This is a genomic window from Klebsiella sp. GB_Kp056 (genome assembly GCF_040064755.1).
In the GTDB taxonomy this organism is placed as follows: Bacteria; Pseudomonadota; Gammaproteobacteria; order Enterobacterales; family Enterobacteriaceae; genus Klebsiella; species Klebsiella quasipneumoniae.
Genome location: NZ_JBEAJA010000046.1, coordinates 49,232 through 67,891 on the forward strand (window position 1 = coordinate 49,232; position 18,660 = coordinate 67,891).

Sequence of the window (18,660 nt, forward strand, 5' to 3'; positions counted from 1 at the left end):
TTTCTCTCAGCCCGAGGCCGACCTTATCCTGCGCCGGACAGTCCCGCCATATGGACGATAAGGCCCACCGCGGCGGCGGCGGCCAGTACCCAGGTCAGCTTCCACTTATAGCGAAACAGCAGCCCGGCGGCGGCGAGGGCAATGGCCGCAGACCATGGGTCGAAACCGGACGGTCCCCAGACGCTATGCCAGATAAAAAACAGCGCCAGATTCAGGATAACGCCCACCACCGCGGCGGTGATAGCAGTCAACGGCGCGGTAAATCCCACTTTATTATGGGTGGTTTCAATAAACGGCCCGCCGGCGAGAATAAAGATAAACGAGGGCAAAAAGGTAAACCATGTCACCAGGCACGCCGCCACGATGCCCCCCGGCAACATATCATCAACGCCCAATACCGCTTTGGTGTAGCCGCCGACAAACCCGACAAAGGTCACCACCATGATCAACGGCCCGGGGGTGGATTCCCCAAGGGCGAGGCCGTCCATCATCTGCCCTGCGGTCAGCCAGCCATAGTGGGTCACCGCCCCCTGGTAAACGTAAGGCAGGACGGCATATGCACCGCCAAAGGTCATCAGCGCGGCTTTGGTAAAGAACCAGCTCATCTGGGTCAGCGGATGCGCCCAGCCCAGCATTAGCGCCAGGGCGGCCATCGGCAACAGCCACAGCAGCATCCCGGCGATCAGTACCTGGGCGGTACGCCGCCAGCTGAAAATGGCATGGGCCGGGATCGGCGTCGCGTCATCAATGATGGCGGCCCCGCCGGGGTGACTCTGCGCACGGTGGGTGTCCGCTTTGCCGAATGTCGCCGGCGCCATCCGTCCGCCGATAAACCCGACGATCGCCGCGGTCAGGACGATCAGCGGAAAAGGAACGTTCAGCGCAAAAATAGCGACAAAGGCAGCGGCGGCGATGGCCCAGTAGGCGCCATTTTTCAGCGCCCGCGAGCCGATGCGGTGCGCCGCCTGCAGCACGATCGCCGCCACGGCGGGTTTGATGCCATAAAAAATCCCCGCCACCACCGCGACATCTCCCCAGACGAGGTAGATCCACCCCAGCGCGATGAGTAACGCCAGCGAGGGCAAAATAAACAGCACCCCGGCGATGACGCCTCCCCAGGTTTTATGCATCAGCCAGCCGATATAGGTCGCCAGCTGCTGCGCCTCCGGGCCGGGCAGGACCATACAAAAGTTGAGCGCGTGCAGGAATCGTCCTTCCGAGATCCAGCGGCGGTTATCCACCAGCTCCTGGTGCATCATGGCGATCTGCCCGGCAGGCCCGCCGAAGCTGATAAAGCCGAGCTTCAGCCAGAAGCGAAAGGCCTGCCAGAAGGAGACGGAGGCGACGACGGAAGGACTGTCACTCTGCGGAAGAACCACCGTTTTGCTCATGATTGCCAGACCTCATTTCACAGGATCTCAGTAGGCCGTCGAACAGCGAGCAGGCTGCCGCCAGCAGTTGGTGATCGTCCGTAATGGTTTCCCGCAGCCCTGCAAGCACACTCTCCACTCCCGCCGCCTCCGGGGTCGGTACCCCACCGACGTCCAGGAAGTGGATCAACCGCCCCAGGGTATCGGGGATCGCGGCCTCCAGAGCACAGCGTTGGGCCAGAACGTCGAAGGTCACCCGCGTGCCGACGTGCTCTTCAGGGTTCAGCGGCTTGAGACATCGTCAGGTTGAGGGTCAGGAGATGCATTCTCATGCTGTAGACATTACTACAGCATGTCGCGTATGTGACGTTTTCCCACGCGCTGGCTTTGATAAAGTTCGGCAACGCATTTGCGAAAAGCGCAAAAAGACGGCCCGCGCAGCGGCAGACCTGGCGCTAAGCGCGGGGTGGCGATAAGGGGCGCAGCAGCAGGGTGAACAGCGCCAGCCCCACCGGCACCAGGGAGCCCCACAGCACCGCGTTCCAGCCGAAGGCGTTGAGCAGAACGCCGGACGAAAACGAACCCACGATCATCACGCCGAAGACCAGAAAATCGTTGAGCGACTGCACCTGGGTCTTCTCTTCCGGGCGGTGGAAATCGATGATTTTCGCCGAGGCGCCGGTGAAGCCAAAGTTCCAGCCGATGCCGAGCAAAATCAGCGACAGCCAGTAATGATATACCCCGACGCCGCTGAGACCGACCGCCACCGACGCGCCGGTGATCAGCAATCCCGCCGCCGCCATGCGCACGGCGCCGAAGCGCTGGATCAACCGGCCGGTGACAAATCCCGGGCCGTACATCGCCATCACATGCCACTGGATCCCGAGGTTGGCGGCCTGCTGGGAAAGACCGTGCATATGCATGGAGAGCGGCGCGGCGGTCATCAGAAAATTCATCACCATATAGGCCACCGCCCCGCTGAACACCGTGGTGGCGAAGCCCGGCTGGCGGATAATCTCGCGCAGCGGCCGCCCTCCGCGCACGCTGGCCGCCGCGGGCTCTGCCGACGTCACGCCTGCCAGCAGAATGGCGGCGAGCGCCGCCACCAGCGCCTGAGCGAGAAAGGTGAAGGCGAAGGTATGGGTCGGCCAGAGGTGCATGGTGCCGGTGACCAGCATCGGGCCAATGATCCCGGCGGCCACACCGCCGCCCATCACCAGCGACAGCGCGCGGGCGCGACGTTCCGGAGCGACGCCGTCGGTGGCGGCAAAGCGAAAACTGAGCGCCACCGCGGCATAGGCGCCGCCGAGCATCGCGGCGAAGCAAAACAGCGGAAAAGAGCCCAGCACCACCGCCAGAGCGGCCGCCAGACCGGTGACCACCCCGGCGCCGGTACCGGCCATAAACGCGGCTTTGCGGCCCCGCTTTCGCGCCAGCGCGCCGAAAGGCAAAATCGAGGCCGCCATCCCCAGCACAAACAGGGTGATCGGCAGCGTGGCCAGCGACGGGCTGGGGGCGAGGGTATTGCCGACGATAGCGCCGGTGGCGTAGAACACCACCGAGTTGGCGCCGGCCAGCGCCTGAGCGGCGGCCAGGCGGATGATATTTTTGTTTTGCGCCGCCAGCGGCAGCATCTGTTCTGTAGACATCCGTTGTTTTCACCGGTGTGAGAGTGACGCCAGGCTGGCCGTCTGGCATCGCGCCCTGTTTGTTGGGTTCCCTGACCGTTACCTTAGCCGCAAAATACGCTTTTGCACCATAGCGAATAGCAATATTACCCGGCGATCTGACTCCTCTTCTGCGCCAGATCGCCGGGCCGGGCTTCGCAGCCCGGTTTATTCAGGGGATCAGTCGCGCCGCGCCGCGGCGAATTTAGCCGCAATCATCGCGGCCGTCGGCTGGACGCCCCCCAGGCTCCACTGTTCCGGGTCATGTTCATCAATGCGGATCCATACCGACTGGCGGAACTGCGGATCGCCCTGCCCCTCAATCTCCACCAGCAGATCGGTCATCCGCCGCAGCAGCTCACTTTTCTGTTCCGCGGTCATGATCCCTTTAATGGTTTGCACGTTAACAAATGGCACGCTATGCTCCTTAGCATCTAAGTCTAAAATTCAAACTCAGAGTAGAAGGTCAATCTCGCGATGTCAAAAAATAAATCACTGCCCTACCTCGATCCGGAGCTGTGCGGCCTGGCGGAAGGAGCCAAAATACTCGGCGACCGCTGGGTGCTGCTGATCCTCCGCGAGGCGTTTTACGGTGTGACGCGCTTTGAAACGATGCAGACGCATACCCATATCACCCGCCAGACGCTCACCACCCGGTTGAAAACGATGACCGAAATGGGATTGCTCCGCAAAGTCCCCTACCGGGAAGCGGGGGCTCGCGAGCGCTATGAATATGTTCTCACCGATAAAAGCCGTAGCCTGGCGCTGGTGCTGTTCGCCCTGATGGAATGGGGCCACCAGCAGGTGCTGCACAGCGCGCCGCATATTGCGCTGGTGGACAGCGTCAGCGGCGAGGCCGTCCATCCGGGGTTCGTCACCGCCAGCGGCAGCGTGGCGAATCCCGCCGCGCTGCAGATCGTTAAAGCAGACGAACGCTGATAGCCCCGCGGCGCAGGCTGCGGCGCGGTTGCCCCGTTACAGAACTTTCGTAGACCTCTGGCGGAAGCCGCGACGAGCAGGTATGTTGCATTGCCACGTTTCCCGAAGACAGCGGGACATTTTGCTTTCATCGAACGGTGCGATAAAGGATGACGCTCTCTGCCGGGTCCGATCCCGGCCATTATCCGTGGCGCACGCCATGACCGCCCTGGTCCGCCGCTGATCCGCGGATCGCTCATGCTAAAGGTAGAAAATGTCGCTTCGTTCACTGCGGGCTTTATGTTTGACCAGTTTCTTTATCGCCGACGTTCGCGACGGCCTTGGGCCGTTTCTGGGGATCTTTCTCACCCAGCGTCACTGGCAGGCGGAGGATATCGGCCTGTTGATGACCATCGGCGGCGTTGCTGGCCTGCTGGCGACCCTGCCCGCCGGCTTCATCACCGACACCTCGCGGCATAAGCGCGTGCTGCTGGCCGTGGTCTGCCTGGTGATAACCCTGACCACTCTGCTGCTCTGGTTCAGTCAGAAGACCAGCGTGGTGGCCCTTTCGCAAGTCGCCAGCGGGATCTGCGCGGCCTTTGTCGGACCGTTAATCGCCGGGATCACCCTTGGGCTGACCCGACAGCGCGGCTTTAGCGCCCAGATGGGCAAAAACGAAGCCTTCAACCACGCGGGGAATTTCTTCACCGCGCTGATTGCCGGGGCCATCGCCTGGTACTGGGGCATCGGCGGCATTTTCATTCTGATGGCCGGTACCACCCTGTTCACCCTCATCGCCCTGCTGGCGATCCGCGGCAGCGATATCGACGATGACGCCGCCCGCGGCCTCGAGTCGGCCGTCCCGCCCTCTCTGCCTGGGTTTGCCATCCTGTTCCGCCATACGCCGCTGCTGATCGCCGGGGTGACCCTGATGCTGTTCCATCTCGCCAACGCCGCGCTGTTGCCGATGCTGAGCATGCGGATCGCCGCCGCGCCGGGACACCTCAATCCGGGGCTGTTTGCCGCCGCCACGGTGATTATTTCGCAGGTGGTGATGATCCCGGTGGCCATTCGGGTCGCCGGTAGCATCGACAAATATGGTTACTGGCGATGCATTCTGCTGGCGCTGCTGATCATGCCCATCCGCGCGGCGCTGGCGGCCTCCAGCGACGCTCCGGCGATGATGGTCCCGGTGCAAATTCTTGATGGTCTGGCGGCAGGGATTTTGGGGGTGGCGGTGCCCAGCTTTATCGTTTCGCTGCTGCGCGGCAGCGGGCACGTCAACGCCGGACAGAGCGTGGTGATGCTGATGCAGGGGGCCGGGGCGGCAATGAGTCCGGCGTTAACCGGCGCTATCGCCGGACGCTACTCCTTTGCCACCGCCTTCGGGGTGCTGAGCGTTATCGCGCTGGTCGCGCTGTTGGTGTGGTGGCGCAGCGCCCCGCTGCTCGCCGCCTCCGCGTCGCCGCCGGTCGGCGAAAGCGGCCAGTAAAGAGAGGATATCGTCAGGCGGACAACAGCCCCCTGCTGTCCGCCTGACGTATAAGAGGCGTTAATTCACCCGCGAACGCAAGGTGATTTGCCGCAGGGCGTTGGCCATATCGAGCTGAATCAGCTCTTTAATGCCTTCGCGCTTAATAAACTGGCTGCGGTGTTTACTTTTCACCTCTTCAATACTTTTTTTGATCTCTTGCGCCGGCAGTTTATACCAGCCGCGAGCCTGTTTCTCACCGCCCATTTCCAGCCACAGCGATGAGTAACTGGCTTTCACCAGATCGCTTTTCACGTGGTAATCGGAATCGATCGCGTAGACCGTGGTGATGTTGAAATAGCCTAAGAAACCATACAGCACGCTCATGATGATATTTTTCGGCCGCGCGCCATGCAGCTCTTTGGTCAGCGCCTTCACCTCTTCGTTGGTGATATCTTTTCCGCCCTGAATACCGCCGATATAGGCGCGGCCATCGTCGGTACAGGAAAAACAGACGCTATAGACGCGACGGTCGCCGAGAAACAGCTGCAGCATCAGTTCACCCTCCTCCTGAAACGGCGACGCCAGCAGCTTAACGTCAAGCTTATCGCCATTTTTCAAAGGAATAGCAAACATCGCCCGGCCAAAATCAGCCACGTTATAGAGCTGCGGCAGCACATCCGGCTGAAATGTTTTCTCGATAAAATTCAGCGAACCGTGGGCAATATCCAGCTTGCGCCGTTTTGACATCCGTTTATTAAGATAGGCCTTAAAGGGTTTATCCTCGAAAGGCACCAGCCCCTGGGTTACGGCGGTCAACCGCGCGCACTGATATTTGGCGCAAAGTCCTTGATATTCTCTGTACTTACCTCCTGCGAGCGAGAGCTCTCTGCATTTTCGTAAAATTTTTTTATAGTTTATTTTGACCTGACCGATCACTTTATTATGTTTACGCCATTCTTTGATGGCGCCTGCAACAGTATGTCCCATTGATTAAGATCCATAGATTCATCCATAATCGCGGCCATATTAACATAAAAGATATTCGTCAACGCTTAATTACACCTTCGTTGTCCTTTCATTTAATATTGCAGCAGGAAATTGTTCTGCCGACGATAATTAAAATTAACGCCATCCTGTCAACGATTAATTATGGTAGGTGATGCCCGCCGCCCAGCGACTTAACGCTCTGTGCGTTCGGCGCGAAGCGCGGGTACATCCGCGGGCGGTTTTGCCCTATACTTGACGCTGATCCAAAACCAGCAACGATAGGTAACTTATGGAAATTGATCTCGACAACCTGGTCTTCAGCGGCCTGGATGAAGCGGAAGAGCGCAACGCGGAGCGTCTGGAAGAAGCGGACAAAAAAGCCCAGGCGATCGTTGCCGATGACGATTGCGGCGACGCCTGCAAAATCTGATTATCAAACCGGCCCGCGGGCCGGTTTTTTTTGCCTCCCGCTCCCTCAGCTGGGTAAAAACCCTTTCAGCGTATCCAGCAGCGCCTGCGCCGCCTTCGACAGCGGCAGATGTCCGGCATAAATCGCCCCAACGCACTTTTCAATCGGCGGATCGCTAAGCGGAATGCACACCGCCCCCAGCGAGGCCATCTGCGTTTTGCATAGCGCTGGCACCGCGCTGCCCCCCAGCCCGCTGGCCACCATTCTCCCCACCGTCACCAGCTGATGGCTCTCCAGGGCCACGTCCAGCTGACGCCCGCTGCGCGCCAGCGCCTCCTCCAGCATCAGGCGCACCGCCGAAGGGCGCTGGAGGGTAATAAAGTCGAGGGTTAACAGCTCCTGCCAGGTGAGCTTTTTTTTCTTCGCCAGCGGCGATTGCCGGGGAACGATCGCCACGAAGCGGTCCACCGCCAGCGGGGTAAACAGCAGGTTGTGGCTGGGCGATGGCTCGAAAGCGATACCCATTTCCACCCGCCCCTCGCGCACCATCTCGATCACCTGCTCATTTATCACGTCATGCACCGTGACGTTCACCCCGGCATAGCGGTCGCGGAAGGCTTTCAGCGCCTCCGGCAGAACGTTGGCGGCGAACGACGGCATCGCGGCGACCGAGATTTTGCCCCGCTGCAGGGTAAAGCTCTGACGCATCGCCTCCTCGACGTTATCCCAGTCGGCCAGCAGCTGACGGGCCATCGGCAGAAAGAGTTCCCCCTCCTGGGTGAGGGTCACTTTGCGGGTGCTGCGCTGCAGCAAGGCGCCCCCCAGCGCCTCCTCCAACCCTTTGATGGTCAGGCTGAGAGCTGGCTGCGACAGATTCAGCCTTTCGCTGGCGTGGGCGAAATTGAGAGTGTGAGCTACCGCTAAAAACGCGCGTAACTGTTTGACACTCATTCTCATTTTTCATCCTGTTAACTAATTGAAAGAAATTAGTTAACAGGAAATTAATAAAATTTCCAAATGAGTGGGTCACAAATTCAAAATTATCAAATCAGTCGCCAGCGCCAATGATAAGGCTATCGCAAGGCAGGAGAGACAAGATGGCAGGACTGGATAAACGCGTCGCCAGCTACGAAGCGGCGCTGGAAGGGTTAACGGACGGCATGACGCTGCTCGCCGGCGGCTTCGGCCTGTGCGGTATACCCGAAAATTTGATCGCCGAAGTGAAGCGCCGCCAGGTGCAGGGGTTGACGGTGGTTTCCAACAACTGCGGCGTCGACGGCTTCGGTCTCGGCATGCTGCTGGAATCGCGCCAGGTCAGCAAAGTGGTGGCCTCTTACGTCGGGGAAAACGCGCTTTTTGAACAGTTGGTGCTGAGCGGCGAGCTGGCGGTAGAGCTCACCCCGCAGGGAACGCTGGCGGAAAAAATCCGCGCCGGCGGCGCCGGGATCCCCGGCTTTTACACCGCTACCGGCTATGGCACCCCTGTCGCCGAAGGCAAAGAGGTGCGCCAGTTCGACGGTAAAAATTACATTCTCGAACAGGCCATTCGCGGCGATTTCGCCCTCGTGAAGGGCTGGAAAGCTGACTGGTACGGCAATGTGGTTTACCGCCATACCGCGCAGAATTTCAACCCGCTGATGGCCACCGCCGGGCGCATTACGGTAGTGGAGGTGGAAGAGATCGTGCCGCCGGGCGAACTGCCGCCCTCCGCCATTCACACCCCGGGGATCTATGTCGACCGGCTGATCGTCGGGCAATTCGAAAAACGTATTGAACAGCGCACCCTGCGCGCCGGAGGGCACTGAGATGCTAACCCGTGAACAAATGGCGATGCGCGTCGCCCAGGAGCTGCGCGACGGCGACTACGTTAACCTTGGGATCGGTATCCCGACGCTGGTGGCCAACTATATCCCCGCCGGTATTGAAGTGATGCTCCAGTCGGAGAACGGCCTGCTGGGGATGGGCGAATTTCCCGATGAGGAAACCATCGACGCCGACATGATTAACGCCGGCAAACAGACCGTCACCGCGCAAACCGGGGCGGCGATCTTCGATTCCGCCCAGTCGTTCGCCATGATCCGCGGCGGCCACGTCGATCTTACGGTTCTTGGCGCCTTTGAGGTCGACGTCGCGGGGAATATCGCCTCGTGGATGATCCCCGGGAAAATGGTTAAGGGGATGGGCGGCGCCATGGACCTGGTGGCCGGCGCGCAGAACATCATCGCGGTGATGACCCACGCCTCAAAGAACGGCGAATCCAAACTGCTGCCGCAGTGCACCCTGCCGCTCACCGGCGTGGGCTGCATTCGCCGGGTGCTCACCGACCTGGCCCTGCTGGACATTGTCGACGGGGCGTTTGTCCTGCGCGAAGTGGCTCCTGGGGTCAGCCCCGACGAGGTGATGCGTAAAACGGCGGGACGGCTGATCGTCGCCGACGACGTGCGCGAAATGCGCTTCAGCTAAGGAGAGACCATGACCGATATTGCCATTGTTGCTGCAGTACGCACCCCGGTCGGCAGCTTTCGCGGCGCCTTCGCCCCGCTTTCCGCCGTCGACCTCGGCGCGACGGTGGTGCGCAGCCTGCTTGAACGCTGCCAGCTGCCCGCCGCGGCGGTCGATGAACTGATTTTCGGCCAGGTGCTCACCGCCGGCTGCGGGCAGAACCCGGCGCGCCAGACCGCGCTGCGGGCCGGCCTGCCGGTGGACACCCCGGCGGTCACCGTCAATCTGGTGTGCGGCTCCGGGTTGAAAGCGGTTCAGCAGGCGGTGCAGGCGATCCGCTGCGGCGACGCCGGGATCGTTATCGCCGGCGGCCAGGAGAGCATGAGCAATGCTCCCTATTTGATGCACGGCGCCCGCGACGGCCTGCGTTTCGGCCACGCCAGCCTGCAGGACAGCATGATCCAGGACGGCCTGTGGGACGCCTTTAACGACTACCACATGGGCATGACCGCCGAGAACCTCGCCGATGCCTTCGATATCAGCCGCGAGCGCCAGGACGCCTTCGCCGCCAGCTCCCAGCGCAAAGCGGCGGCCGCTATCGCCGCCGGACGCTTTCGCGAGGAGATCGTCCCGGTCAGCGTTCCGCAGGGCAAAAAGCCGCCGCGTGTCGTGACCGACGATGAACAACCGCGCCCGGAGACCAGCGAGCAGCAGCTGGCCCAGCTGCGCCCGGCGTTTCGCCCGGCTGATGGCAGCGTCACCGCCGGGAATGCCTCATCCCTGAACGACGGCGCCGCGGCGGTCCTGCTGATGAGCGTCGATAAAGCGCGCGAGCTTGGTCTGCCGGTGCTGGCGCGCATCGTCAGCGCGGCGGTCGCCGGGGTCGACCCGTCGGTGATGGGCATCGGCCCGGTGAGCGCCTGCCGCAAAGCGCTGCAGCATGCCGGCTGGACGCTGGACGAGGTGGATCTTATCGAAGCCAACGAGGCCTTTGCCGTCCAGGCGCTGGCCGTCGGTCAGCTGCTCGAATGGGACAGCGAGAAAGTCAACGTCAACGGCGGCGCCATCGCCCTCGGCCATCCCATCGGCGCCTCCGGCTGCCGGATCCTCGTCAGCCTGGTGCATGAGATGCAGCGCCGGGGCGCCGGTAAAGGGCTGGCCACCCTGTGCGTCGGCGGCGGCCAGGGCATCGCCATGACCCTTCAACGTTAACAGGAGCCACTATGTTTACACCACGTCTGGCGGTACTCGGCGCGGGACTGATGGGCGTCGGCATTGCCTGCCATTTCGCCCGTCACGGTCACGCCGTCCGCCTGTATGACACCGATCCGCAACGTCTTGCCGAGGTGCCCACGGTGGCCGGGGCGATCCTGCGCGAGCTGGAGGCGAGCGGTCAGCAGGATCCCGCCGACCGCGACGCCGTGCTGAGCCGTTTAATCCCCACCCCGGCGCTGCAGGCGCTGGCCGACGCCACGCTGCTGATTGAAGCGATCCCCGAACGGCTGGCGCTGAAGCACGCCCTGTATGCCAAACTGGAAACGCTGATCGCCGACGAGGCGATTATCGCCAGCAACACCAGCGGCCTGCCGCCGGATCGGCTGGCGCAGGGCATGCGCCTTCCGGAACGGCTACTGATCGCTCATTTCTGGCATCCGCCGCACCTGATCCCGCTGGTGGAAGTGGTGCCCGGGAGCGCCACGCTGCCCCATCTGGCGCGCCAGGTAAGCGACTTTTGCGCCGGCTGCGCGCTGGAAGCGGTGGTGCTCAACCGCGCCGCGCCGGGCTTTGTCGGCAACCGACTGCAGTTCGCCCTGCTGCGCGAAGCGCTGCACATCGTCCACAGCGGCATCGCTTCCCCGGAGGTGGTGGACCAGGTGATGCGCGCCTCGCTGGGCCGTCGCTATGCGATGGTCGGCCCGCTGGAGGCGGCGGACATGACCGGCCTGGCGACGGTCCAGGATATCTGCCAGCACCTGCTGCCGGAGCTGGCCAGCGGTACGGAGATGATGTCGCTGGTGGCGGAGAAAGTGGCGCAAGGCGACACCGGCGCCCGCAGCGGGCAAGGCTTTTACCGCTGGGACGAGGCGCGGCGCCAGCGCATCCAGTCGCGCCGGGAACACCAGCTGCGCTTCGCCCTGAAACCCTAGTATCGCGTTCTGTACCCCTACAATAACAATGAGAGTGAGACGTCGTGATGAGTGTGATAATAGCCCTGGCCGCGCTGGCGTTACTGATGCTGGCAGCCTATCGTGGATACAGCGTGATCCTCTTTGCGCCGATCGCCGCCCTCGGCGCGGTGCTGCTCACCGACCCGGGCGCGGTCGGCCCGGCCTTTACCGGCCTGTTTATGGAAAAAATGGTCGGCTTTGTGAAGCTCTATTTCCCGGTGTTTCTGCTGGGCGCCGTGTTCGGCAAGCTGATTGAGCTGTCGGGATTCTCACGGTCGATTGTCGCCGCCGCCATCCGCATCCTCGGCCGCCGCCACGCGATCCCGGTGATCGTGCTGGTGTGCGCCCTGCTGACCTACGGCGGGGTGTCGCTGTTTGTGGTGGCCTTTGCCGTTTACCCTTTCGCCGCCGAGCTGTTTCGCCAGAGCGGGATCCCCAAACGGCTGATCCCCGCCACCGTCGCCCTCGGCGCGTTCTCGTTTACCATGGACGCCCTGCCCGGCACGCCGCAGATCCAGAATATTATTCCCACCAGCTTCTTCGGCACCAACGCCTGGGCGGCCCCGTGGCTGGGGCTTATCGGCTCGCTGTTCATTATCCTCTTCGGTTTGCTGTGGCTGGAGCGCCAGCGCCGCAAAGCGCAGGCCAGCGGCGAAGGCTATGGGACCGATCTGCAAAATGAGCCGGAGACCCCGGATGACATCGACCTGCCGCATCCGCTGATCGCAATCGCCCCGCTGTTGCTGGTGGGGGTGCTGAATCTGCTGTTTACCCACTGGATCCCGCAATGGTACGGCGCCAGCCATGAGCTCACCCTGCCGGGTCTGGCGAAGCCTGTCGTCACCGAGGTGGGGAAAATCACCGCCATCTGGGCGGTGCAGGCGGCGCTGCTCTCCGGCATTGTGCTGGTGCTGGTCTGCGGCTATCGCAATATTCGCGGCCGGCTGGCGGAGGGGAGCCGGACGGCGGTGGGCGGGGCGATTCTCGCGGCAATGAACACCGCCTCTGAGTATGGCTTCGGCGCGGTTATCGCCGCCCTGCCGGGTTTCCTGGTGCTGTCGAAAGCCCTCGCGGCCATTCCCAATCCGCTGTTAAACGAGGCGATCAGCGTCACGGTGCTGGCCGGGATCACCGGCTCGGCCTCCGGGGGAATGAGCATCGCCCTGGCGGCAATGTCCGAAACCTTTGTCGCCGCCGCCCACGCCGCCAATATTCCGCTGGAGGTCCTGCACCGCGTCGCCGCCATGGCCAGCGGCGGCATGGACACCCTGCCGCATAACGGGGCGGTGATCACCCTGCTGGCGATCACCGGCCTGAGCCATCGCCAGGCCTACGGCGGCATTTTCGCCATCACGGTGATCAAAAGCCTCGCGGTGCTGTTTGTCATTGCCACGTTCTATGTGACCGGCATTGTCTGAGACCAGATTGAAGGAGTAATAAAATGAATTTAGACGGTAAAACGGCGCTGGTTACCGGCTCCACCAGCGGCATCGGCTTAGGGATCGCCAAAGTGCTGGCGCAGGCGGGCGCCCAGCTGGTGCTCAATGGCTTCGGCGACAGCAGCCACGCCAGGGCTGAAGTCGCCGCGCTGGGCAAGATCCCCGGCTATCACGACGCCGACCTGCGCGACGTTGGGCAGATCGAGGCGATGATACGCTATGCCGAAAGCACCTTCGGCGGCGTCGATATCGTGATCAATAACGCCGGTATCCAGCACGTCGCCCCGGTGGAGCAGTTCCCGGTGGACAAATGGAACGACATCATCGCGATCAATCTCTCCAGCGTCTTCCACACCACCCGCCTGGCGCTGCCAGGCATGCGTCAGCGCGACTGGGGGCGCATCATCAACATTGCCTCAGTGCATGGCCTGGTGGCGTCGAAAGAGAAATCGGCCTATGTCGCCGCCAAGCACACGGTGGTCGGCCTGACCAAAACCGTGGCCCTGGAAACCGCGCGCAGCGGCATCACCTGCAACGCCATCTGCCCCGGCTGGGTGCTGACCCCGCTGGTGCAGCAGCAGATCGATAAGCGCATCGCCGAAGGGGTCGACCCGCAGCAGGCCAGCGCGCAGCTGCTGGCGGAAAAACAGCCCTCCGGGGAGTTTGTCACCCCGCAGCAGCTGGGCGAAATGGCGCTGTTTCTGTGCAGCGACGCCGCCGCCCAGGTGCGCGGCGCGGCGTGGAACATGGACGGTGGCTGGGTGGCGCAGTAAACCGCAGGCGTCGCGACGATCAGAACATCGCCAGAAAGCGTTTCACCGTGCGCGAGCGCTCGAAGCGCCGCCAGGCGATGGCGATATCGGTCTTCAGCGGCGCCCCGCTGAGCGGGTGATAGCTGACGTTCGGCTGTTGAATGCAGGTCATCGACTGCGGGACCAGCGCGAAGCCGAACCCGGCATTGACCATGCTCAGCGATGACGAAATCTGCGACGACTGCCAGGCGCGCTCCATATCGATGCCGGCGCGCAGGCAGCTGTTGTACACCAGCTCATACAGCCCCGGGGCCACCTCCCGCGGGAAGAGGATCGGCGCCACGTCGCGCAGCTGCTCCAGGGCCAGGGTCGGCTGCGTCGCCAGCGGGTTGTCGCGCGGCAGCGCGATAACCATCGGCTCCTCATCGATAATCCGCAGATTAAAGGCTTTACTGCTCTCGCACGGCAGACGGACGAAGGCGATGTCCAGCTCGGCCTCGCTCAGGGCGGTCATCAGATTAGCCATATTGTCTTCCATCTGGTGCAGGGTCACCCCGGGGTGATCGAGCTGAAAACGGTGCAGCAGCGTGAAGATTTGCGGGTGGAAAGCATCAGAACTGGTAATGCCTAGCGACAGGCTGCCGTTCATCCCGCGGGCAATGCCCTTGGCCTTCTCCAGCGCCGCATCGCTCATGGCGAGGATCTGGCGGGCATCCTCATAGAACGACTCACCGGCCTCGGTGAGCTCCACCCCACGGGTCAAACGCCGAAACAGCGGGGTCCCCACCTCGCGCTCAAGCCGCTGAATTTGCTGACTTAACGGAGGCTGTGAAATACCCAGTTCCTTGGCGGCCTGGGTGAAGTGCCGCGTCCTGGCGACGGCGACAAAATAGCGAAGATAACGAAGTTCCATATCGAAAACGTCTCAAACCAGCATGGTTTCTATATTGGAACTGTGAGCTGAATCGGGTCAACATTTATTTAACCTTTCTTATATTTGTTGAACGAGGAAGTGGTATATGAATCATTCTGCTGAATGCACCTGCGAAGAGAGTCTGTGCGAAACCCTGCGGGCGTTTTCCGCGCAGCATCCCGAGAGCGTGCTCTATCAGACATCGCTCATGAGCGCCCTGCTGAGCGGGGTTTACGAAGGCAGCACCACCATCGCGGACCTGCTGAAGCACGGCGATTTCGGTCTCGGCACCTTTAATGAGCTGGACGGGGAGCTGATCGCCTTCAGCAGTCAGGTCTATCAGCTGCGGGCCGACGGCAGCGCGCGCAAAGCCCAGCCGGAGCAGAAAACGCCGTTCGCGGTGATGACCTGGTTCCAGCCGCAATACCGGAAAACCTTCGACCATCCGGTGAGCCGCCAGCAGCTGCACGAGGTGATCGACCAGCAAATCCCCTCTGACAACCTGTTCTGCGCCCTGCGCATCGACGGCCATTTCCGCCATGCCCATACCCGCACCGTGCCGCGCCAGACACCGCCGTACCGGGCGATGACCGACGTCCTCGACGATCAGCCGGTGTTCCGCTTTAACCAGCGCGAAGGGGTGCTGGTCGGCTTCCGTACCCCGCAGCATATGCAGGGGATCAACGTCGCCGGGTATCACGAGCACTTTATTACCGATGACCGCAAAGGCGGCGGTCACCTGCTGGATTACCAGCTCGACCACGGGGTATTGACCTTCGGCGAAATTCACAAGCTGATGATCGACCTGCCCGCCGACAGCGCGTTCCTGCAGGCCAATCTGCATCCCGATAATCTCGATGCCGCCATCCGTTCCGTAGAAAGTTAAGGGGGTCACATGGACAAACAGTATCCGGTACGCCAGTGGGCGCACGGCGCCGATCTCGTCGTCAGCCAGCTGGAAGCCCAGGGGGTACGTCAGGTGTTCGGCATCCCTGGCGCCAAAATCGACAAGGTATTCGACTCACTGCTGGATTCCTCCATTCGCATTATTCCGGTACGCCACGAAGCTAACGCCGCCTTTATGGCCGCCGCCGTCGGGCGCATTACCGGTAAAGCGGGCGTGGCGCTGGTCACCTCCGGTCCGGGCTGTTCCAACCTGATCACCGGTATGGCCACCGCCAACAGCGAAGGCGACCCGGTGGTGGCCCTGGGCGGCGCGGTGAAACGCGCCGATAAGGCCAAACAGGTCCACCAGAGTATGGATACGGTGGCGATGTTCAGCCCGGTGACGAAATACGCCGTCGAGGTGACCGCGCCGGACGCGCTGGCGGAAGTGGTCTCCAACGCCTTCCGCGCCGCCGAGCAGGGCCGCCCGGGCAGCGCTTTCGTCAGTCTGCCGCAGGATGTGGTCGATGGCCCGGTCAGCGGCAAAGTGCTGCCGGCCAGCGGGGCCCCGCAGATGGGCGCCGCGCCGGATGCCGCCATCGACCAGGTGGCGAAGCTTATCGCTCAGGCGAAGAACCCGATCTTCCTGCTCGGCCTGATGGCCAGCCAGCCGGAAAACAGCGCGGCGCTACGCCGTTTGCTGGAAGCCAGCCATATTCCGGTCACCAGCACCTATCAGGCCGCCGGGGCGGTAAATCAGGATAACTTCTCTCGCTTTGCCGGCCGGGTCGGGCTGTTTAACAACCAGGCCGGGGACCGTCTGCTGCAGCTCGCCGACCTGGTGATCTGCATCGGCTACAGCCCGGTGGAATATGAACCGGCGATGTGGAACAGCGGCAACGCGACGCTGGTGCATATCGACGTCCTGCCCGCCTATGAAGAACGCAACTATACCCCGGACGTCGAGCTGGTGGGCGATATCGCCGGCACCCTCAGCAAGCTGGCGCAAAATATCGATCGCCGGCTGGTGCTCTCCCCACAGGCGGCGGAGATCCTCCGCGACCGCCAGCACCAGCGCGAGCTGCTGGACCGCCGCGGCGCGCAGCTGAATCAGTTTGCCCTGCATCCGCTGCGTATCGTTCGCGCGATGCAGGATATCGTCAACAGCGACGTCACGCTGACCGTGGACATGGGCAGCTTCCATATCTGGATCGCCCGCTACCTTTACAGCTTCCGCGCCCGTCAGGTGATGATCTCCAACGGCCAGCAGACCATGGGCGTCGCCCTGCCCTGGGCCATCGGCGCCTGGCTGGTCAATCCTGAGCGCAAAGTGGTCTCCGTCTCCGGCGACGGCGGCTTCCTGCAGTCGAGCATGGAGCTGGAGACCGCCGTCCGCCTGAAAGCCAACGTGCTGCACCTGATCTGGGTCGATAACGGTTACAACATGGTGGCCATCCAGGAAGAGAAAAAATATCAGCGCCTGTCCGGCGTCGAGTTCGGGCCGATGGATTTTAAAGCCTATGCCGAGTCCTTCGGCGCCAAAGGGTTTGCCGTGGAAAGCGCCGAGGCGCTGGAGCCGACCCTGCGCGCGGCGATGGACGTCGACGGCCCGGCGGTAGTGGCCATCCCGGTGGATTATCGCGATAACCCGCTGCTGATGGGTCAGCTGCATCTGAGTCAGATTCTGTAAGTCATCACAATAAGGAAAGGAAAATGAAAAAAGTCGCACTTGTTACCGGCGCCGGCCAGGGGATTGGTAAAGCTATCGCCCTTCGTCTGGTGAAGGATGGATTTGCCGTGGCCATTGCCGATTATAACGACGCCACCGCCAAAGCGGTCGCCTCCGAAATCAACCAGGCCGGCGGCCGCGCCATGGCGGTGAAAGTGGATGTCTCCGACCGCGATCAGGTGTTTGCCGCCGTCGAACAGGCGCGCAAAACGCTGGGCGGCTTCGACGTCATCGTCAACAACGCCGGCGTGGCGCCGTCCACGCCGATCGAGTCCATTACCCCGGAGATTGTCGATAAAGTTTACAATATCAACGTTAAAGGGGTGATCTGGGGCATTCAGGCAGCGGTCGAGGCCTTTAAGAAAGAGGGTCACGGCGGGAAAATCATTAACGCCTGTTCCCAGGCCGGCCACGTCGGCAACCCGGAGCTGGCGGTGTATAGCTCCAGTAAATTCGCCGTACGCGGCTTAACCCAGACCGCCGCTCGCGACCTCGCGCCGCTGGGCATCACGGTCAACGGCTACTGCCCGGGGATCGTCAAAACGCCGATGTGGGCCGAAATTGACCGCCAGGTGTCTGAAGCTGCCGGTAAACCGCTGGGCTACGGTACCGCCGAGTTCGCCAAACGCATCACCCTCGGTCGTCTGTCAGAACCGGAAGATGTCGCCGCCTGCGTCTCCTATCTTGCCAGCCCGGATTCTGATTATATGACCGGTCAGTCATTGCTGATCGACGGCGGGATGGTGTTTAACTAATAAATAATAAGCTCTGACATGGCTTGCCCCTGCTGATATGCAGGGGCTTTTTTTGGTTTGGGTGTGAGCATCGTGCAAAACGCAGCAACGATATTTGAAGGTCTCTGGCACGACGTGGGCAATCTGACTGGGTTGAAGGCCTGCTTTGAGCGAGGAGCATGTATTTTTCTTCACCCTCTACTTCGTCCATTCTTTATGCAGTAACGCATAGATGTATGTGTCGTCATACCTTGCCTTACCATCGTCGTTTTCAAAGGAGACAAACTCTTTAAAACAACCTTCCTGTCGCATATGCAAACGTTCACAGAGTTTTTGAGAGGCCAGGTTGTAAACTTCTACCCAGGCGTACAAACGTCTGGCACCTTTTACTTTAAATAAATAATCAAACAGTGCAGCAACTGACTCGCTTGCATATCCCTGATGTTCATAACGTTGATTAAAATGCCAGCCTACTGACCAGGTATTGCTGTCTGGCTCGTTGCTATTGTCCGCAAAAAGATGTCCGATTACGGTATCGGTTTCTTTTAGACAAACGGCATACTGTGCTGGGTCAGAGGCTCGTTTAGCCACGTCGACCGCTGCCTCAGCGAGTGAATGTAACTTTTCATCCTTAAAGCAAGGAGTACGTGGTGAAGAGAGGTAATCGAAAAGTGCTGGCGCATCCTCTTTCTTAAAATGGCGAATGATTAACCTTTGCGTGGTAATAATGTTCATAATGTCCTTGAAAATGTAATGCCAGCCAGTTCAGTAAA

At 61.4% G+C, this 18,660-nt stretch carries 19 protein-coding genes and 1 pseudogene; 12 read left to right on the forward strand and 8 right to left on the reverse strand.

What is annotated here, in order from left to right; translation table 11 throughout:
- Positions 1-23: 23 nt before the first annotated feature.
- The 4 genes and pseudogenes from chrA to ABLV52_RS11445 form a co-directional block, all read right to left on the reverse strand.
- Entirely contained in the window at positions 24-1,391 is a 1,368-nt protein-coding gene (chrA, locus tag ABLV52_RS11430; RefSeq protein ID WP_348890396.1) for a chromate efflux transporter, read from the reverse strand.
- Positions 1,360-1,641: pseudogene (locus tag ABLV52_RS11435) on the reverse strand (chromate resistance protein ChrB domain-containing protein); the annotation flags it as partial. The gene chrA and the pseudogene ABLV52_RS11435, both read right to left, overlap by 32 nt.
- A 184-nt stretch (positions 1,642-1,825) precedes the next feature.
- The gene (locus ABLV52_RS11440) at positions 1,826-3,019 is read right to left on the reverse strand and encodes an MFS transporter (RefSeq protein WP_275256519.1); all 1,194 of its coding nucleotides are present in this window, start codon (positions 3,017-3,019) and stop codon (positions 1,826-1,828) included.
- A 198-nt stretch (positions 3,020-3,217) separates the two neighbouring features.
- Positions 3,218-3,454 (reverse strand): tautomerase family protein, encoded by a 237-nt coding sequence (locus ABLV52_RS11445; protein ID WP_004202976.1) that lies wholly within the window; start codon positions 3,452-3,454, stop codon positions 3,218-3,220.
- A gap of 60 nt (positions 3,455-3,514) precedes the next feature.
- On the opposite strand from ABLV52_RS11445, the gene ABLV52_RS11450 reads away from it, so the two are divergent.
- Both ABLV52_RS11450 and ABLV52_RS11455 read left to right on the forward strand, forming a co-directional pair.
- A complete protein-coding gene (locus tag ABLV52_RS11450; RefSeq protein WP_023290003.1) occupies positions 3,515-3,976 on the forward strand; it encodes a helix-turn-helix domain-containing protein in 462 nt (153 codons plus the stop codon).
- A 253-nt stretch (positions 3,977-4,229) separates the two neighbouring features.
- Positions 4,230-5,447, forward strand: coding sequence for an MFS transporter (locus ABLV52_RS11455; RefSeq protein ID WP_101881603.1), 1,218 nt, complete (start codon positions 4,230-4,232; stop codon positions 5,445-5,447).
- Positions 5,448-5,507: 60 nt separating this feature from the next.
- Here ABLV52_RS11455 and ABLV52_RS11460 read toward each other — a convergent pair whose 3' ends face one another.
- Entirely contained in the window at positions 5,508-6,416 is a 909-nt protein-coding gene (locus ABLV52_RS11460) for a DUF535 family protein (protein ID WP_044523663.1), read from the reverse strand.
- Between the two features lie 289 nt (positions 6,417-6,705).
- On the opposite strand from ABLV52_RS11460, the gene ABLV52_RS11465 reads away from it, so the two are divergent.
- On the forward strand, positions 6,706-6,846 hold the full coding sequence (locus tag ABLV52_RS11465) for a hypothetical protein (protein ID WP_002908189.1): 141 nt from the start codon (positions 6,706-6,708) through the stop codon (positions 6,844-6,846).
- A gap of 45 nt (positions 6,847-6,891) precedes the next feature.
- Here ABLV52_RS11465 and ABLV52_RS11470 read toward each other — a convergent pair whose 3' ends face one another.
- On the reverse strand, positions 6,892-7,782 hold the full coding sequence (locus ABLV52_RS11470; protein ID WP_023290006.1) for a LysR family transcriptional regulator: 891 nt from the start codon (positions 7,780-7,782) through the stop codon (positions 6,892-6,894).
- Between the two features lie 140 nt (positions 7,783-7,922).
- Between ABLV52_RS11470 and ABLV52_RS11475 the strand changes: the two genes are divergently transcribed.
- From ABLV52_RS11475 to ABLV52_RS11500, 6 genes are read left to right on the forward strand one after another with little or no spacing between them, the layout of a single operon-like run.
- Entirely contained in the window at positions 7,923-8,630 is a 708-nt protein-coding gene (locus tag ABLV52_RS11475; RefSeq protein ID WP_023290007.1) for a CoA transferase subunit A, read from the forward strand.
- Position 8,631: 1 nt separating this feature from the next.
- Positions 8,632-9,288, forward strand: coding sequence for a CoA transferase subunit B (locus tag ABLV52_RS11480; protein ID WP_048297676.1), 657 nt, complete (start codon positions 8,632-8,634; stop codon positions 9,286-9,288).
- Between the two features lie 9 nt (positions 9,289-9,297).
- Entirely contained in the window at positions 9,298-10,479 is a 1,182-nt protein-coding gene (locus ABLV52_RS11485) for an acetyl-CoA C-acetyltransferase (protein WP_186976545.1), read from the forward strand.
- Positions 10,480-10,490: 11 nt separating this feature from the next.
- Entirely contained in the window at positions 10,491-11,414 is a 924-nt protein-coding gene (locus ABLV52_RS11490; protein WP_348890397.1) for a 3-hydroxyacyl-CoA dehydrogenase family protein, read from the forward strand.
- Positions 11,415-11,458: 44 nt separating this feature from the next.
- Positions 11,459-12,853 (forward strand): GntP family permease, encoded by a 1,395-nt coding sequence (locus tag ABLV52_RS11495; protein ID WP_197743183.1) that lies wholly within the window; start codon positions 11,459-11,461, stop codon positions 12,851-12,853.
- A 23-nt stretch (positions 12,854-12,876) separates the two neighbouring features.
- Positions 12,877-13,647 (forward strand): 3-hydroxybutyrate dehydrogenase, encoded by a 771-nt coding sequence (locus tag ABLV52_RS11500; RefSeq protein ID WP_348890398.1) that lies wholly within the window; start codon positions 12,877-12,879, stop codon positions 13,645-13,647.
- A gap of 19 nt (positions 13,648-13,666) precedes the next feature.
- On the opposite strand, the gene ABLV52_RS11505 is transcribed toward ABLV52_RS11500, so the two are convergent.
- Positions 13,667-14,539 (reverse strand): LysR family transcriptional regulator, encoded by an 873-nt coding sequence (locus ABLV52_RS11505; RefSeq protein ID WP_004145376.1) that lies wholly within the window; start codon positions 14,537-14,539, stop codon positions 13,667-13,669.
- A 106-nt stretch (positions 14,540-14,645) separates the two neighbouring features.
- Between ABLV52_RS11505 and budA the strand changes: the two genes are divergently transcribed.
- The 3 genes from budA to ABLV52_RS11520 are packed head-to-tail and all read left to right on the forward strand — an operon-like array spanning position 14,646 to position 17,908.
- Positions 14,646-15,425, forward strand: a complete 780-nt coding sequence (budA, locus tag ABLV52_RS11510) for an acetolactate decarboxylase (protein WP_002908205.1) — start codon at positions 14,646-14,648, stop codon at positions 15,423-15,425.
- A gap of 9 nt (positions 15,426-15,434) precedes the next feature.
- Positions 15,435-17,114 (forward strand): acetolactate synthase AlsS, encoded by a 1,680-nt coding sequence (alsS, locus tag ABLV52_RS11515; RefSeq protein WP_023290012.1) that lies wholly within the window; start codon positions 15,435-15,437, stop codon positions 17,112-17,114.
- Positions 17,115-17,137: 23 nt separating this feature from the next.
- Complete coding sequence (locus tag ABLV52_RS11520) at positions 17,138-17,908, forward strand: (S)-acetoin forming diacetyl reductase (RefSeq protein WP_004151179.1); 771 nt, start codon at positions 17,138-17,140, stop codon at positions 17,906-17,908.
- Between the two features lie 177 nt (positions 17,909-18,085).
- On the opposite strand, the gene ABLV52_RS11525 is transcribed toward ABLV52_RS11520, so the two are convergent.
- Positions 18,086-18,622 carry a GNAT family protein gene (locus ABLV52_RS11525; protein WP_348890399.1) on the reverse strand — a complete coding sequence of 179 codons (537 nt, stop codon included), beginning with the start codon at positions 18,620-18,622 and terminating at the stop codon, positions 18,086-18,088.
- Positions 18,623-18,660: the final 38 nt, after the last annotated feature.

What these genes read in the sequence shown, in the direction of transcription:
- ABLV52_RS11465 (WP_002908189.1), top strand. Translation starts at nt 6,706, where the DNA reads ATGGAAATTGATCTCGACAACCTGGTCTTCAGCGGCCTGGATGAAGCG.
- ABLV52_RS11500 (WP_348890398.1), top strand. Translation starts at nt 12,877, where the DNA reads ATGAATTTAGACGGTAAAACGGCGCTGGTTACCGGCTCCACCAGCGGC.
- ABLV52_RS11475 (WP_023290007.1), top strand. Translation starts at nt 7,923, where the DNA reads ATGGCAGGACTGGATAAACGCGTCGCCAGCTACGAAGCGGCGCTGGAA.
- ABLV52_RS11440 (WP_275256519.1), bottom strand. Translation starts at nt 3,019, where the DNA reads ATGTCTACAGAACAGATGCTGCCGCTGGCGGCGCAAAACAAAAATATC.
- budA (WP_002908205.1), top strand. Translation starts at nt 14,646, where the DNA reads ATGAATCATTCTGCTGAATGCACCTGCGAAGAGAGTCTGTGCGAAACC.
- ABLV52_RS11505 (WP_004145376.1), bottom strand. Translation starts at nt 14,539, where the DNA reads ATGGAACTTCGTTATCTTCGCTATTTTGTCGCCGTCGCCAGGACGCGG.
- ABLV52_RS11455 (WP_101881603.1), top strand. Translation starts at nt 4,230, where the DNA reads ATGTCGCTTCGTTCACTGCGGGCTTTATGTTTGACCAGTTTCTTTATC.
- ABLV52_RS11485 (WP_186976545.1), top strand. Translation starts at nt 9,298, where the DNA reads ATGACCGATATTGCCATTGTTGCTGCAGTACGCACCCCGGTCGGCAGC.
- ABLV52_RS11520 (WP_004151179.1), top strand. Translation starts at nt 17,138, where the DNA reads ATGAAAAAAGTCGCACTTGTTACCGGCGCCGGCCAGGGGATTGGTAAA.
- chrA (WP_348890396.1), bottom strand. Translation starts at nt 1,391, where the DNA reads ATGAGCAAAACGGTGGTTCTTCCGCAGAGTGACAGTCCTTCCGTCGTC.
- ABLV52_RS11460 (WP_044523663.1), bottom strand. Translation starts at nt 6,416, where the DNA reads ATGGGACATACTGTTGCAGGCGCCATCAAAGAATGGCGTAAACATAAT.
- alsS (WP_023290012.1), top strand. Translation starts at nt 15,435, where the DNA reads ATGGACAAACAGTATCCGGTACGCCAGTGGGCGCACGGCGCCGATCTC.
- ABLV52_RS11525 (WP_348890399.1), bottom strand. Translation starts at nt 18,622, where the DNA reads ATGAACATTATTACCACGCAAAGGTTAATCATTCGCCATTTTAAGAAA.
- ABLV52_RS11480 (WP_048297676.1), top strand. Translation starts at nt 8,632, where the DNA reads ATGCTAACCCGTGAACAAATGGCGATGCGCGTCGCCCAGGAGCTGCGC.
- ABLV52_RS11490 (WP_348890397.1), top strand. Translation starts at nt 10,491, where the DNA reads ATGTTTACACCACGTCTGGCGGTACTCGGCGCGGGACTGATGGGCGTC.
- ABLV52_RS11470 (WP_023290006.1), bottom strand. Translation starts at nt 7,782, where the DNA reads ATGAGAATGAGTGTCAAACAGTTACGCGCGTTTTTAGCGGTAGCTCAC.
- ABLV52_RS11450 (WP_023290003.1), top strand. Translation starts at nt 3,515, where the DNA reads ATGTCAAAAAATAAATCACTGCCCTACCTCGATCCGGAGCTGTGCGGC.